This window comes from Halomonas sp. AOP27-A1-41 (assembly GCF_052378605.1).
In the GTDB taxonomy this organism is placed as follows: Bacteria; Pseudomonadota; Gammaproteobacteria; order Pseudomonadales; family Halomonadaceae; genus Vreelandella; species Vreelandella citrativorans.
The window spans coordinates 1-13,788 of record NZ_JBQSXT010000011.1; the positions used below are offsets into that span (position 1 = coordinate 1).

General features: G+C 46.1%; 16 protein-coding genes. 3 read left to right on the plus strand and 13 right to left on the minus strand.

The genetic code is table 11. The features are described from left to right. Together ACT3TC_RS08900 and ACT3TC_RS08905 are read left to right on the plus strand one after the other, a co-directional pair. Nucleotides 1–1,037: TniQ family protein (locus tag ACT3TC_RS08900; RefSeq protein WP_444639796.1), on the plus strand; the 1,037-nt coding region annotated here is incomplete at its 5' end. Between the two features lie 689 nt (nucleotides 1,038–1,726). Further along, nucleotides 1,727–2,614: a hypothetical protein gene (locus ACT3TC_RS08905; RefSeq protein WP_096277095.1), complete on the plus strand. Its 888-nt coding sequence runs from the start codon at nucleotides 1,727–1,729 to the stop codon at nucleotides 2,612–2,614. Between the two features lie 146 nt (nucleotides 2,615–2,760). Here ACT3TC_RS08905 and ACT3TC_RS08910 read toward each other — a convergent pair whose 3' ends face one another. The 13 genes from ACT3TC_RS08910 to ACT3TC_RS08970 all read right to left on the minus strand — a co-directional run bounded on the left by ACT3TC_RS08910 (nucleotide 2,761) and on the right by ACT3TC_RS08970 (nucleotide 12,749). Continuing rightward, nucleotides 2,761–3,099 (minus strand): hypothetical protein, encoded by a 339-nt coding sequence (locus ACT3TC_RS08910; protein ID WP_141393021.1) that lies wholly within the window; start codon nucleotides 3,097–3,099, stop codon nucleotides 2,761–2,763. Between the two features lie 56 nt (nucleotides 3,100–3,155). Continuing rightward, nucleotides 3,156–3,656 (minus strand): hypothetical protein, encoded by a 501-nt coding sequence (locus tag ACT3TC_RS08915; RefSeq protein WP_141393022.1) that lies wholly within the window; start codon nucleotides 3,654–3,656, stop codon nucleotides 3,156–3,158. 132 nt (nucleotides 3,657–3,788) lie between these two features. Continuing rightward, nucleotides 3,789–4,751 (minus strand): porin, encoded by a 963-nt coding sequence (locus ACT3TC_RS08920; RefSeq protein WP_086961201.1) that lies wholly within the window; start codon nucleotides 4,749–4,751, stop codon nucleotides 3,789–3,791. A gap of 320 nt (nucleotides 4,752–5,071) precedes the next feature. Next, nucleotides 5,072–5,686: an ATP-binding cassette domain-containing protein gene (locus tag ACT3TC_RS08925; protein WP_016239123.1), complete on the minus strand. Its 615-nt coding sequence runs from the start codon at nucleotides 5,684–5,686 to the stop codon at nucleotides 5,072–5,074. Next, nucleotides 5,686–6,450: an ATP-binding cassette domain-containing protein gene (locus ACT3TC_RS08930; protein ID WP_016239122.1), complete on the minus strand. Its 765-nt coding sequence runs from the start codon at nucleotides 6,448–6,450 to the stop codon at nucleotides 5,686–5,688. The genes ACT3TC_RS08925 and ACT3TC_RS08930 overlap by 1 nt, the downstream gene beginning before the upstream one ends. Next, nucleotides 6,443–7,255, minus strand: coding sequence for an alpha-D-ribose 1-methylphosphonate 5-phosphate C-P-lyase PhnJ (locus ACT3TC_RS08935; RefSeq protein WP_048766754.1), 813 nt, complete (start codon nucleotides 7,253–7,255; stop codon nucleotides 6,443–6,445). Before ACT3TC_RS08935 ends, ACT3TC_RS08930 begins: the two co-directional genes overlap by 8 nt. Then, complete coding sequence (locus tag ACT3TC_RS08940) at nucleotides 7,252–8,265, minus strand: carbon-phosphorus lyase complex subunit PhnI (protein WP_016239120.1); 1,014 nt, start codon at nucleotides 8,263–8,265, stop codon at nucleotides 7,252–7,254. Before ACT3TC_RS08940 ends, ACT3TC_RS08935 begins: the two co-directional genes overlap by 4 nt. After that, nucleotides 8,265–8,822 (minus strand): phosphonate C-P lyase system protein PhnH, encoded by a 558-nt coding sequence (phnH, locus tag ACT3TC_RS08945; RefSeq protein ID WP_048766753.1) that lies wholly within the window; start codon nucleotides 8,820–8,822, stop codon nucleotides 8,265–8,267. Before phnH ends, ACT3TC_RS08940 begins: the two co-directional genes overlap by 1 nt. Nucleotides 8,823–8,826: 4 nt before the next feature. Beyond that, the gene (gene phnG / locus ACT3TC_RS08950) at nucleotides 8,827–9,252 is read right to left on the minus strand and encodes a phosphonate C-P lyase system protein PhnG (RefSeq protein WP_081194694.1); all 426 of its coding nucleotides are present in this window, start codon (nucleotides 9,250–9,252) and stop codon (nucleotides 8,827–8,829) included. A 12-nt stretch (nucleotides 9,253–9,264) separates the two neighbouring features. Next, nucleotides 9,265–9,780, minus strand: a complete 516-nt coding sequence (locus tag ACT3TC_RS08955) for a hypothetical protein (protein ID WP_019282989.1) — start codon at nucleotides 9,778–9,780, stop codon at nucleotides 9,265–9,267. Next, complete coding sequence (locus tag ACT3TC_RS08960; protein WP_016239116.1) at nucleotides 9,773–10,597, minus strand: ABC transporter ATP-binding protein; 825 nt, start codon at nucleotides 10,595–10,597, stop codon at nucleotides 9,773–9,775. The genes ACT3TC_RS08955 and ACT3TC_RS08960 overlap by 8 nt, the downstream gene beginning before the upstream one ends. Nucleotides 10,598–10,599: 2 nt before the next feature. Next, nucleotides 10,600–11,658, minus strand: coding sequence for a FecCD family ABC transporter permease (locus ACT3TC_RS08965; RefSeq protein ID WP_096277100.1), 1,059 nt, complete (start codon nucleotides 11,656–11,658; stop codon nucleotides 10,600–10,602). After that, nucleotides 11,655–12,749, minus strand: coding sequence for an ABC transporter substrate-binding protein (locus tag ACT3TC_RS08970; protein WP_096277102.1), 1,095 nt, complete (start codon nucleotides 12,747–12,749; stop codon nucleotides 11,655–11,657). Before ACT3TC_RS08970 ends, ACT3TC_RS08965 begins: the two co-directional genes overlap by 4 nt. A gap of 23 nt (nucleotides 12,750–12,772) precedes the next feature. Between ACT3TC_RS08970 and ACT3TC_RS08975 the strand changes: the two genes are divergently transcribed. Next, a complete protein-coding gene (locus tag ACT3TC_RS08975) occupies nucleotides 12,773–13,759 on the plus strand; it encodes a LysR family transcriptional regulator (protein ID WP_225734538.1) in 987 nt (328 codons plus the stop codon). Nucleotides 13,760–13,788 lie beyond the last annotated feature (29 nt).

Consider the following 13,788-nt stretch of genomic DNA (forward strand, 5'->3'; position numbering starts at 1 on the left):
TGTTTACTTCGTGGTTGATGCGTAGCGCCTTTGCTCACGGCCTGACCCCCTATCGGTTTGCTAATTACTGGGCTCCATCTATTCCTATCTGGAGCCGTGACATTGATCGTAGTGCCAGTGATGAGCTGCTCTATACCGTGTCGCGCCACTCAGGTTTTGATGTTGCGTCAGTCGAAAGGATGACATTACGTTCAATTGAGCAGAGTTTGGTAAAAATTCATCGTCAGGGAAATGTCCCCTTTCTTCTGTCAGCGGGGATATCTAACAAGGTACGTACCCAGCACGGCCTCCAATATTGTTCCGAATGCTTCAAGGATTATGGGGCCATCTATTATCGTGACTGGCGTTTAGGGTTTATGGTTGTTTGTCCTTACCATGGCGCCATGATGAGCGATGCTTGCCCACGTTGTGATGCGCCATTGATGCCACATCTAAGTACCGTGCAAAGAATGGATCGCTGTACGGTATGTGGGGTGTCGCTTCTTTCTCGCAAGTTACCAACCTTGTGCTGTTCTCCATTAGTGTTAGCTCTTCAATCCCAGCTACTGAAATTAGCGAATGGAACTCCGACTAACTTGCTCCCACAAGCGTCCACCAGTCCGGAAGCTCTGAGTGTCATTCGGGTAATGGCAGGCGTGCTCGCTAATTCGCTACAGCATGATCGACTGAGGCATCATTACGACTTGAAACCCTTCCATCGTCCTTCAAATCAGCGTTGCTTGTATGAGCATCAGCGTGTTGCCTATAGGACTGCAATTTTGGAAACCTTGGCATATTGGCTTCTTGATTGGCCATCGTCATTCCAAGAAGGTTCAAGTGTGCTTGGTCTAACTCAGAGGACATTCATAAAATCTATAATGCCTGCTTTTTTTGCTGAGCAGTTGTCATATCTGCCTGTGGGGGTACGAAGAACGCGCAGCACGAATCAGCAGCCAAAAGGCCCTTGTCTAAATCGGTGCCGACGAACTGAGCTTGTACAGTTCCGCCAGGAAAGAGCTCGACATATATTAAGTTTTTTAGGATACCCATTTTTGTGAGTCATAAGCCCCACTTGCAGTGTGATGACTGTGGTCGATCCATGCTTAAGGCGCAAAGGCGCTACAAAGGGAGCGCTTACTGCTCGACATGTTATGCCCGTGAGTTTAAGAAGAAGACTTGCACTAAATGCGGCGAGTCAGTGCGAGCCCATAAGTATGAAGAGAACCCGGTCTGCGGTGAGTGCCTCAGGCTGCACCGTGTCTGCGCGCGCTGCGATAAGCCGCTGCCGAGAGCCGGTTATCTTATTGGTCACGCTGCGTTTTGCAAAAGCTGCGCTCCGCATGGGCGAGAGGAACATACCTGTTCCCGTTGTGGATGTCTTTCTAGCAGATATTCACGCATCACTAATGGTGAACTTTCAGAGATTATCTGCCAGGCATGCGAAAGGAAGGCCTGCGCATTTGTAACCTGCTCGGTTTGTCGGAAATATCGTCAGCTCCATCAATATGATGTTGAAGGACGAGCTGTTTGTAGAGATTGCAGCGGGCCATATCCAAAAACTCACTCATGTCCTGACTGTGGAGCAGATACTCCCGGTGGTGGCAACGCCCCTTGCCAAGACTGTTCTTTAAAACGCCGTTTAGACCGACGAATAATGCTGAACCTTGAGTTATTTGAAGCTTCTTGGTGTAGAGCGCTATTTCTTGAGTTTTGCTCTTGGGAAAGGCTTCCTAGGCAAGCGGGAAATATGACGACGCGAATAGATAGTTATGCGCGTTTTTTGGTCATACTCGAACGGAATACTTTGTCCGTCAGAGATATTGATCAGCAACACTTATTCAATTTATTTGGAGCTGAAAAGCTTCGCCGTTCTTTTCATGTGGTGAATTTCTTAGTAGAAAAACTAGGCATAGAGTGGGATAACGAAGAGAAAGAGCAAGCGATTGAAAATAAGAGGATTAATGATATTTTGCAATGTTATGAGAAGCAGCCTTGGCATCGTGAGGTCGTCGACTATGCAAAAGAATTGAGTGAGAGAGTTACTTACAAAGAGACACCAATCAAACCTTTGACTGTTAGGAACTATCTGCGAGCAGCTATAGAGCTATTGATGTCAGCCAAGGTATCTTCCATTCAGGAACTTCCCGAAGAAGCTATCGTATCTCATGCTAAGAAAAAGCCAGGGCATTGTGCTTCCTTAGCTGTTTTCAGAACCTTTGCCAAAGATAAATACGCCGTTAATCTCGTGTTACCTGAGAAAAAAAATAAAGGGATAAGCAATAAGCAACACGTTAAAAAAATTAAGGCAGTAATGGAAAAGCTTGTTTCAACACCGAACGAGCGCGAAGCTAAAGCTTTAATGCCTGCAGCAATTTCAATGCTTTATCAGTTGCCATTAAAAAAGGTACTTATGCTTCGCTGTGCACACGTTGTGCAATCCAGCCGAAAGGTGTTCATTACTGTGGATGATGAGCGCTACGAGCTCCTCGGGCCGCTGCCTCATTTAATGAAGGTAGATCAGTTGGGAATCGACCCTGAGGCTTTTATCTTTGCTGGCAGAAGCCGTATGCAGCCTATGAGCACGGGAACTGTGCGGTACCATGTAAAAAAGCTTGAAGCGCAAATAGGAATGTAAGGTGTAGAGCTTGGCCAATGTGAGCCCTATGATAATTCGCATGATAACCATTTGTTATCGCTGACAGGCTGCCACACCTTTGCCATTTTTTTATTCGCATCAAATTGGCTATTCGCTCTAGTGGTCAATACTGATGCCTGTGATTGTTAAATCCGACCTCGCGCTCCACCACCTGAGGAACCGGGACCTTCTACATATTCGAGGTTCAGATCAACTTCAATCCGAACAGGAGGAATACCATAAACCTCATCTTCCAATCTCGACTTTGCATAGTTATTAAGTGCAAATCGCTCGCACAGGTGTCCACCTTCTCGCCATTCTGATTTTGAAAGTCCAAGTACAGTGACTAATCCCAAGCCAGCATGGTAGATTTTGTAAGGCATTGAATTTTGGCTTTCCCTTGTGCCATGAATTATCGGCTCTTGCCAAAAAAGCTCCAAAAAATTTCGCTGCGGTTCAGTAAGATTAGAAATCGTTTGATTCACCATCCCCTTAAAACGATTTTTTTCGAACTCAATAAAAAGTGGACGTACTACAGGGCTCAGCTGGAAAAAAACTCAGCAGCGGGTGCTTGATGTATTTTTGTGATCCAACCCGATTTGCTCAGCCAGCTAACTTCCTTTTCCCGGATATCCATGCGCTGCTCTGATTCAACCAATTCCCGAAGAACTCTGAGTTCTTTGGGATTGAGGTGTGGCAGGGTCATTCTCACCTTTTTTTTAAAGTTGGCCAGATCTCTCTCTTTTCTTAAACTAGCCTTTCGATCATTCTGCAAACTTAAGATCTTGAGACATCCAATTTCAAGCAACCTGACTACAAGGTATGAAACGGAGAACGCTCCAACTGTCAGGAAAAGAATTATGTAATCATCGGGAAAGCCAATATTAGAGAATAGTTTTGAGGCTGGCCTCCAGAGCAATAGAACAAGCAAAACCGTACCTAGTGCTCTAGCTGCTGATGTTACAGATGAGATCGAATCAAAGAATCTAATAGCCCATTCAGGCACAAAACCCCCTAAATTTAACGGTTTATGAGTGCGCATGCGTGCCTTTCTGGCAACAAGCACCTAACTATCTATCTGTAATGCTTCGTTAACTTAGGTGTCCAACATATCCCATTCGTCACCTAGAACCCAACGCAGCGCTGATAACTGTATTAATGGGCTCTGTGAAACTTAGAAATCGTATCGAACCCCTAAAGCCCACCAATCCTTATCAATCGCATTGATCTCCCTATCTGTACTGCTAGCATATTCTAAATATACAAACATTGGATCACTAAGCCGGTAGCTGCCACCCGCAACGTATTGGACGTCACTCAAATTCATGTCACTATTTTCCATATAGCTGACGTTCCCGTATATTTTGCCTTCTGAGTAACTAAAAACGGGTGCTATACCATAATGACGAATATCTCCCTGCTCTTCAAATAACGCACCGACACTTAGCTGTGGAGATATTTTGTAGGTTACGCTTGCCCCGAGTAGAGCATCATCATCACCTTCTGCTTCATCATAGCCAGCGGCAAAACGTACCGGGCCTGTTTCATAGGCTACATATCCCATTAGGTTAAGTGTTTCTTCTTCACCTGCATCTTCATCTTCTGGATCGAGCTTTCCAGCGACACCCAGGCTGAAGCCATCGAAACTTTGGGATTCAAAAGAGATAGAGTTTCCACGGGCGCGGGCACCACCTTTTGCCAAGGCTCGCCAATCCACAGTATTTCTTACATTGATAACCTTGGATATGTTCTGATAATAGATGGAGTCAAAGTTACCAACCTTTACGGCTCCGACGTCTTCAAATCGTAGCCCTACATATGTGTTCCTTATATCATCAATGACGTTAGGCCGTGCCTCGTCACGATCATTAGCGGTGAATCTAAACTCGGCTCTTATAAAACCCTCTAGCTTAGGATTTATCCTATGTCCAGCTTTAAAGCCAAGGCGTGAACCTTCTTCACTAATATAGTCGTTACCGTCATCGTTGTTTAACGTCAAGTGTATACGGCCATATAGGTCAAAGTAAGTTTCTCCGTCTTCATACACATTGAATGCCTGTGTGGTTCCTGAAAACCCTAAACCTGCTACTAGTGCCAATGTAGAAATGCCATGGCATTTTTTGTTGTTCAACAACATGTTTACTCCCTGATTTATCTTTTTGAGTTTGTTTTTACACTGCCGTGAGATTTTTTTTCTTTTTGGCCCTCCTCTTTTTTATTAAATGTTGTATGGCGTAGGCATTAATAAGCCGCTCACTCAGCCAAAGCGGGAGACTTTTTCATTGAATTTCCTTTGCGAGAAATTCTACTTTAAAGCACTACGGTTTGGTGGGGGGATTACCAGTGTGACTGAGGTATCGGCATGAACGAAGTTTAGGCAACCTACACTCAACGCAGATCCCAATAAAATTTTTTTCATTATGAGTACTTTTCCAGGTTAAATTAAATGTAGACGGTTTAACCGTCTAAAGAGATTGACTGATCCACCCAACTGGCACTCGTATGACTGGTGTAAATAACCAGTTTCTGAGCGGCTTTAGCCTGTAATAAAAGCGTGCTCACCTGATGACTACGCTCTGGATCCAATCCTGTACAGGGCTCATCTAAAAGTAAGATTGGAGGAGAAGAAAAATAAGCGTGAAGCAACATAAAACGCTGTAGTTCACCACCAGAGACATCACAGGCATAGCGAGAGAGTAAGCTAGGAGAGAGGTCCAGCAGTCTTAGTCCGTCGAGTACTGTCTTTGTGGGGACTAGAGCAAACCAATCCACAAGTTTTTCGCGAGGTAGTACGGTAGGATGTTGCCCTACGTACGACATTAATCGTGAGCGTAGAAATGCAAAGTGGGCGGGTGTCATTGTGCTTGGTGTGAACTGCTGATCGTGGGTTCGTATGCACAAGTGTGCCGTTCCTAAGCTTCGACTTCCCCAAATTCGTGAGAGCAAAGTCGATTTTCCTGAGCCTGACGCTCCCCAGATCTGTACGATCTGCCCTGTTTGTGCCGTTATGCGAAGTGGCCCATGATGTATGCCATTGCCTTCATACTGCAAAATCACAGTTGGTTTATTCATTAAATCATTGCCTTAACAAGAGCTTGGGCGATGAGATGCTCAGGCTCAGTAAGCAAACGATCCATAATGGATTCGCTGACGATGCGGCCTTGATCCATCACGATGGCCCGATCAGCAATGAGTCGAGCTAGACGTAAGTCATGAGTCACAAACACCATGGCAGTCTGTGTTTGGTTTCTCAAATTAGAGAGCACATCTAAAAAATCTGCTTGAGCGACTGAGTCGAGACCAGCAGTGGGTTCATCTAAAAATAAAATGCTCGGCTGATGGATCATGGCCGCAGCGATTTGTACGCGTTGGCGCATCCCTCCCGAAAAGTTCTTCACTGGCTCATGTAATCGTTCTGGACATAAACCAAGTCGCTGGCCCCATTTTTGTGCTTGTTTGAGTGCATCAACCGCACGGTTGTCACCTAAATCAAAAAGACGACGTACGATATTAGTGGCGGCACTTTGTCTCAGGTTTAGGGTTGTGCTGGCATCCTGAGCCACATAGCCACACGCCCGCCGACGTAAAAGGTTAGTTTGATAAAGACTGGTACGTAGTAAATCCTGGCCTAAAAGGGAAAGAGCCTGACAGTTGTTAGATAGCTGTCGTCCAGCAAGTATATTCAGAAGACTTGATTTTCCAGCACCTGAGGGGCCGACTAAAGCGAGAACCTCGGAAGGATAAAGCTTGAGGTGACAATCCGACAAAATACGGTGCCCAGCTATTTCAAGTGAGATAGCCTGTGCTGTCAGCACGGGATCTGGCAAGCTAAACATGAGCGCGCTCCTTGCATGCTTCGGAGTCGGAACATACCCAATGGGGGGTGTTTGACGTACCAATATTATCCAAATAATGAATAGATGAGCCGCAGATACAACATGCTGTATCGACTTTTTTCAGGCTAGCAGGCAGGTCAACAAAAGCTAAGTTTGCTAAGGGTGTATAGGCAGGCAATGCATAAATTCGTCGCTCGCGTGCGGCGCCAAAAATCTGAATAGCAGGCATCATCGCCATGCGGGGGTTATCCATAGCAGGAATAGGCGACGGTGACATTAAGACCCCATCATTAACAATCACAGGGTGGTCGTATCCTAAGCACGCCTCATCTTGTTGCAACCATGTTTCAAATAGAGCGCTTAACACGACACCGTAATCATGATGTGCGTGCCGTGTCAGTGCTTCGGCCGCATCATTAATAAATCCACGTAGAGGGTCAGGTCGAGGAACTTGGTACACCACAATTTGCTCTTCCCGCAACGGGCTTTCAGGGACTCGCTGACGCGTTTGAATGAGAGTAGCCTTTGAGCTTGTTGTCGTAATTGATATGTTTGCCGTTTTAGTAAAAAAATCCGCGATATTCAGGGCATTAACGGTATCATCCGAACCATGATCGACTACCTTTAACGTGTCATTCGGTTCTAATAAGGCAGCGGTAATAGCCATGCCTCCTACCCCCCAACCATAGGCAATGGGTAGCTCAGGAGCTGAGAAAGGTATTTGACGTCCAGGTAGACAGAGTGCTTTTAGGGTTTTACGACGTATTTCTTGTTTGGACGGTAGATCAAGGTAGGCATAATTCATATTTCCTCCTTAGCCTGAACTCGGCGTAAACGCGCTAAATCAGCATCAAAGTCAGAGTAATGAGGTAATTTCAAATGGCTGACATAGCCGGATGCAGCGACTCCGTCGGTATGCATGAGTGCATCACTGGTAGCACCCTCAATTTTAAAGTGCTGATCTACGATTGCCATGGCGACGGCTTTACGCTCGTTAGCTCCAAAAGCAATACCAAAACCCGCTTCTAAATGTGGAGATGAGCTAAAATTTGGAGCCACAGTAGTGCAGGCAGTTAACTCAACCTCACCAATGGATACGGTTAAATTGAGGTCTTCCAGCTCTACGAATATTTCAACGCTCCCTCTCATTAATTGCGCTACATAGGGATGACTCGTTGAGGCTTTACGCAAACTCTCGTAAGCTAATCCAGTTAAGTAGCCTTCTTCGCCACGAGCGAGATGAGCGAGACGCTCGCAAGGATCAGGTAAAGAAGGCAAAACAGTTCGCGTAATGTCTATCGGAGCTTTAGATATTTCGGTGCGGATAAGATCTGCGTACAGTGGCTCAGAGCTAGAGGGCGATGAGGGAGCTGTTATCACTGATTTAGGTAACTCGCACTGAGGGCGAGAGTGTTCTAAATCCATATTCAGTAAGCGGTGGGTGTAGTCGTAAGTGGCGCCTAAAATTTGCCCTCCAGCCAACTCTTTTTGCGTGGCGGAAATGTGGCGACTGTAATGCATTGTTTTTAGATCTATGTTTTGGCTTGAGCCAAAATTGGCTAATTGCGCGCGATGAGCACGTACGAGAAATACCGCTTCGGCAATGTCTCCCTGAGCTTGCTTAAAGGCAATAGCAGCAAAACGTCGATCGTATAAGCCCCCCTCACTCATGATCCGATCAAGAGCTAACGACATTTGTGCCATGATTTGATTAATTTCAATCTCGGGGATTGTGTCGTCGCCTCGGCGACTCCGTTCTACGGCTATACGGGAAGCAGCAATTGCTTGTTCACCACCCTTTACTGGTACGTACATTAAATGATCTCCAAAGTTAAGTGACGTGGTAATACAACCAGCTGCGTGTCAGCGCATAGTAGTAGGTCCACTCCACGCGGGTAATCGGCACGAAAAGCAATATGATCAATGACTACATTTTGATGTAACCCTGAAAAATATAAAGTGTGTGGTTTGTTGAGTCCTGCACCGGTGGCTCGTATAGCAAGCCCCCCGTTTGTAGGTGATATGGCGGCTATTTCCATGACAAGGGTTGCCCCACTTTCAGGCGCCTCACGGCTTCCTGCTGGAATATGTTGTAAGTGATGCCGTTGAGAACCTGCAAAAACCCATTCGGGAGTTTGGCTCAAGGTTGCGCCTGTATTCAAAATACGGCTTGTTAATTCCTTATTTTCCACCTCAATAGCTACCGTCGTTTGGCTGTCTAGAAGGCAGTCAACGATGCAATGAATAGCACGCTCTTCTAGTTGCTGTATGCGCATTGGGTAACCAAAGGCATGCAGTAGTCGCCGATAAGTACGCGTCTGCCGATGTAACTCATCGTCATGTCTGTGCTCAGATCGTAAAGGTATTTTCATGATTCTAAGTTTTTTGTGTGGTGTAGAAACGTACAGAAGTAGCAGCCGTCAGCTGCTCCCTCTCAGCCTTTTTTAGCTCTAACTGTTGGCGTATAGGGTGCAGCACCAGCTCACGTTGGTGGGAGGGGGCCGTTTGTAGAAAGGCGTCTAGATAGGCCGCTAACTCCGCTTTGCGTAGATCGGAGCCCAAATGTACTGCGTAACCTTGAATTTTCCCAATAGCGATTACGCAGCGAGTACAAGAAGCCTCACCAAACTGAAATGACACTGAGGCCTTACAAGCTTGTGTATTGAGCTGCACCAACCCCGTTTCAGGGCCAGCGAGTTTTTGTATAGGCACACCCGGATTGTAAGTAGCCCAGATATTTTCCAGATAATCTCGGTTAGCTCGGGCAAGTAGCCCGAGCCAAGTTTGACGTTCTTGACTCATGGCTATGACTTATTACGATAATACGGTAGCGTTGTAAATATCTTCTGCGGGCTGGACTAACAAGCGTTCTCCCATTTCGAGCTTCATTTCAGCCAAAATGATCTCTTCTTCTGGTGAGCGGTCTTTCTTGCGTGCTAACTGAATGAACTCGGGGCGTACGTGTCCGGGACGGATGGTGATTTCAACAGCGGTGCCACGGTACTCGAAACGGAAGTAATAACGACCACCGGGGGACTCTTCTTCTTCGAGCCCTACTGAGTTATCAACAATGTAGCGACCCTCAGTAAGACCGCGGGTAACAAACTCAATCGCATCTCTACCCCCTGGGCCTCCAAAGGCTGTGACACAGCGAATTTCACGTCGTTCAGGCAAACGACCATTATCTAGCAAGGGCCAGGCTCGCTGCATAACTTTTAGCCCGTGGGCTACACCACCCGGATAACCGGCACCGTGGTATTTTAATAACTCATCAAAGTGGACTGTAAATTCATGTCCATTTTCCAGATAGGAGATTGTATCGTTACTCATTGTATTTACCTTTGTTTAGAGGATAAGAAATGGGCATATCTTGATCCGGTTCACGTATTCCAAAAACCGGGCAGATTGTGCTTTGAAAATGTTCTCCCGTTTGCACCATTAGACGGCGTAGTCTGACGTTGTATAAACGGGATAACTCAGACTCGGTTAACAGCTCATCAGCTGGACCAAATTTAATCTGATCGTTGGTGTGCATCAGCAGTACTTTGTCTGCGAGATGCAGAGCGTGTTGCGGATGGTGAGTGGTAAAAACGACCGAATGGCTACGTACTCGGCGTAACTCGAATAAGACGTTAAGCAATAAGTCCTGATTAGCTAAATCTAAAGCTGAAGCCGGCTCATCAAGTATGAGTACCTCAGCACCAGTAGCTAAAGCACGAGCAAGCAACACTAATTGGCGCTCGCCGCCGGATAGAGAGCCATATAAACGATAAGCAAAATGCCCTCCGCCTACTTTTTCCAATGCTTCAAGAGCTAGCTTACGATCCCGCTGTGAAGGAAGGCTGAACATGGGAAGCAAGGCGGCTCGTGCCATGAGTACCACATCGAGGCAACAATGGTTTTCACTACCGTATTGGTATTGAGGTACATAGCCGATGAGGTGGGGTACCTGCCGTTGTCCTTGATCTAAACGTTGTGAGCCTAATAGAGCTTTTAGCAACGTAGTCTTACCGCGTCCGTTTGGGCCCAAAATGGCCAACGTTTCGCCCTTTTGTACGTTAAAACTTAAATCCTGAAAAATCACACGTTCACTAAAACGTACGCACGCTCCAGTTAAACTGAGATGAGAGGTAAAGACGGTTTGCATGATTAAGCCCTTTCACGTCGACGAGTGCATAGTAAGTACACAAAGACGGGGGCGCCAACTAGAGCTGTGAGTACGCCTAAAGGAATCTCTGCAGCAGTTAAACTACGAGCCAACGTATCAGTCAAAATCATGAAAGTGGCACCCAGCATAAGACTCGTGAAATAGAGCCGGCGGTGATCTTCGCCTACTAACATACGAGCAAAGTGTGGGATTACGAGTCCTACCCACCCCACTACGCCCGATGCGGTTACGCAGGCGCCGATAATGATAGAAATCAACGCGAAGACGATCATCCGGGAGCGTGCAACATGGATGCCAAACGACTTAGCTTCGTCGTCACCCATAGCGAGTACAGCAATGCGATAGCGCATTCTATTCAGTAGGTAAATGCTGGCAATGAGTATAGGAGCAGTTTGTGCAAATTTTTCCCAACTCGCCGTTGCAAAGCTTCCCATCAGCCAAAAGACGATGGCAGGTAAACTCGTTTCTGGATCCGCGGCATATTGAACTAACGAAATACCTGCTGCAAATAAAGCATCAATAACAATTCCAGCAAGCACAATAGTCATCAAAGTACGACCCGCCATATTTGAAATCAGCACTACTAAAAACAGAGCAGCAAATGCTGATACAAACGTAGCCCCCATCAGTAGCGGCCCCCCTACTCCAGCCAAAATTGCCAGTGATCCTCCTAATGCTGAACCTGAGGATAAACCTAGCACTTTAGGTGAAACGAGAGGGTTACGAAATAAGGTTTGTAAGGCTACCCCGCAGATGGCAAGCCCAGCCCCACATACTCCTGCCAATAATATGCGCGGCAAGCGTACATTCAAGATCACCAACGCATCCATATGCTGTGAGTTATCACCTCGTAAGGCTGCATATAGGATGGCTACAATCTCATCTAGCGCTACGCTGTATCGACCTACTGATAGCCCGATTAGCACAGTCGCTATAAGCAGTAGGGACAAAAGAGGCCAATGACTAGCACGCCAAGTGCTCAGGGTAACTGGCTCAACCATTTCTGAGGACGAGTGAATCGATCGCGTATATGTGTTCATTGTTTACGAAACACTTGATAACCGTGACTGTCGCCGTTCATAGCAATACGCAGAATTCGATCTATCTGCTCATCCGATAGGTCAAAGTTATAAAGTAATTTGAAGCCTTCTTTTAATTCGTGACGTAGGTCAAAAGAGAAAATATCGGGATGAGTAAGATTGGCCAGCCACATCCATGTGTAGGGGCTTTCATGGGAAGCACTATCCCAGATATATCCACCTTGAGGTGTCTTATAAACGCGTTTTTGTACGGCGGCATTTAAGCGAGAAAGTAATGGGTCGTCGTATATCGCTTCTAATCCAGCATCCGTCTCTGCTGCGGAAAGTAAGATAATATCTGGGTTCCATTCAAGAATCTGTTCCACGCTAACAGTGCTTTGTACGCCAGCTCCTTGAGCTACATTTTTAGCGCCAACCAGCTCGATGAAGGTTTGTTGATAACTTTTCTCACCAGTAGCAGTCAACTTGGATTTGGCAGAGCGCAAATGCAAAATGCTTGGTGTTGCATGAAAGCCTACTTGTTTTAAACCAGTAGTAATTTCACTTTGTACACGGTCACGCCAATCAATAAGCTTTGACAGTTTTTCAGTATTACCCGTGATATCAGCCACCATTTTCATATTGGCTCGGGCCAGCTCTTCTGTACCCGCATTGCCACCGCCTACCATTAGAGCAACGGGCAAACCTGCATTGCGAAGTGGAGCTACGATATCATCGCCGCGCTCACCCCACTGGATGACTAAATCCGGTTTAAGTTCTGCGATGGCCTCTACGTTGGGCATCCAACCACCGTTTTCCGACAAAATGTCACTGGAGATATCAACAGCTTCAGGAAACATAACGCTCATCATACCGCTCTCAAAGGCTCGTTTAGAGCCCTCATTCATACCCACTAACAGCTCGGTAGAACCATCTATTGCGATGAAGGTAGCTGCAGCTGGATTGGGCAGAGTAATGATACGTCTAGGAGGGGCTTCTAACTTAATTTCCTGTCCGGTTACATCAGTAAAGTTAAATTCTTGCGCTGACAAGTTACCTGATAACAAAGTTGTCGCTACTAGCACGGCAAAGCAACGGGGTATTGAGGTCATAACCTCTCCAATTAAGAATGAGATTGACTATCATTTTGATTAAAAATATTATAGCCAGTGTTTCATCAATTGGAATCGAAATGTTTATGACGGTGCGTGAAGTAATTTCGAACAAGCTAGCAGCAGTGTCTGTGCGTGACTTGCTTTTAGTTGAGGCCGTCGCAATGAAACGTAGTTTTCGTTATGCGGCCATAGACATGGGTATTTCGACCTCGGGCTTGTCTTATCAAGTAAAAAAAGTAGAGGAAATTCTCGGACAGCCCATTTTTGAAAGGGGGAGTAAAATAACACCCACTGCCTTTGGAAAGGAAGTTTTAGACTTAATCGCCGTAATTTTAGAAGGCGTGACTCGGCTTGAGGGGTTACGTGATGATGGCTTAGCTCTTCCCTTTGGGCAAACCTTACGTATTGGAGTGATTTCCTCACTGGCACCGGATAACTTGTTACGGATTATCCAGATTTGTGCTCACCGTTCAGGTAAAACTAAAGTCGAGTTGGTTAGTGGCAAGCATCAAGGTCTGTTACGGCGTTTACAGAACCGTGAAATTGATTTGCTAATTAGTGCAGCACAGTCGGTTCCTGAGGGGATGGCATATACAAGCTTATTCAAGGAACACTTTGTCTTACTAGTGCGAGCCGATAAACTTCAGCCTGAACTCCATCCTCTTATGCTCTGTGAGCCTGGATTACTACCACTTAGCGAGGATGATTTTGTTCCATCGCTAATTACTGAAGGCTTAAGTAAATTATTAAGCTCCGGCTTGACTCGTACATATGGCCTTGGTGTTGAGCATCGAATGGCTTTAGTTGCCGCAGGTTATGGTCATGCATTATTGCCGTATGGCTGGGTAAGAGATGTACATTTACCGGATCATTTAGCAGTGATGGAGCTTCCTCCCGCTTTATCGGCAGAGCGTGAATTAGGTTGCTTTTGGCGTCACTCATACATGATGGGGAGTCAAATTTCTCAGGCTTTTAGTGAAGCATGGATTACCTCTGCTATCAGGTAGTCGCGCCCATTATTCCTATGCTTTTGAGG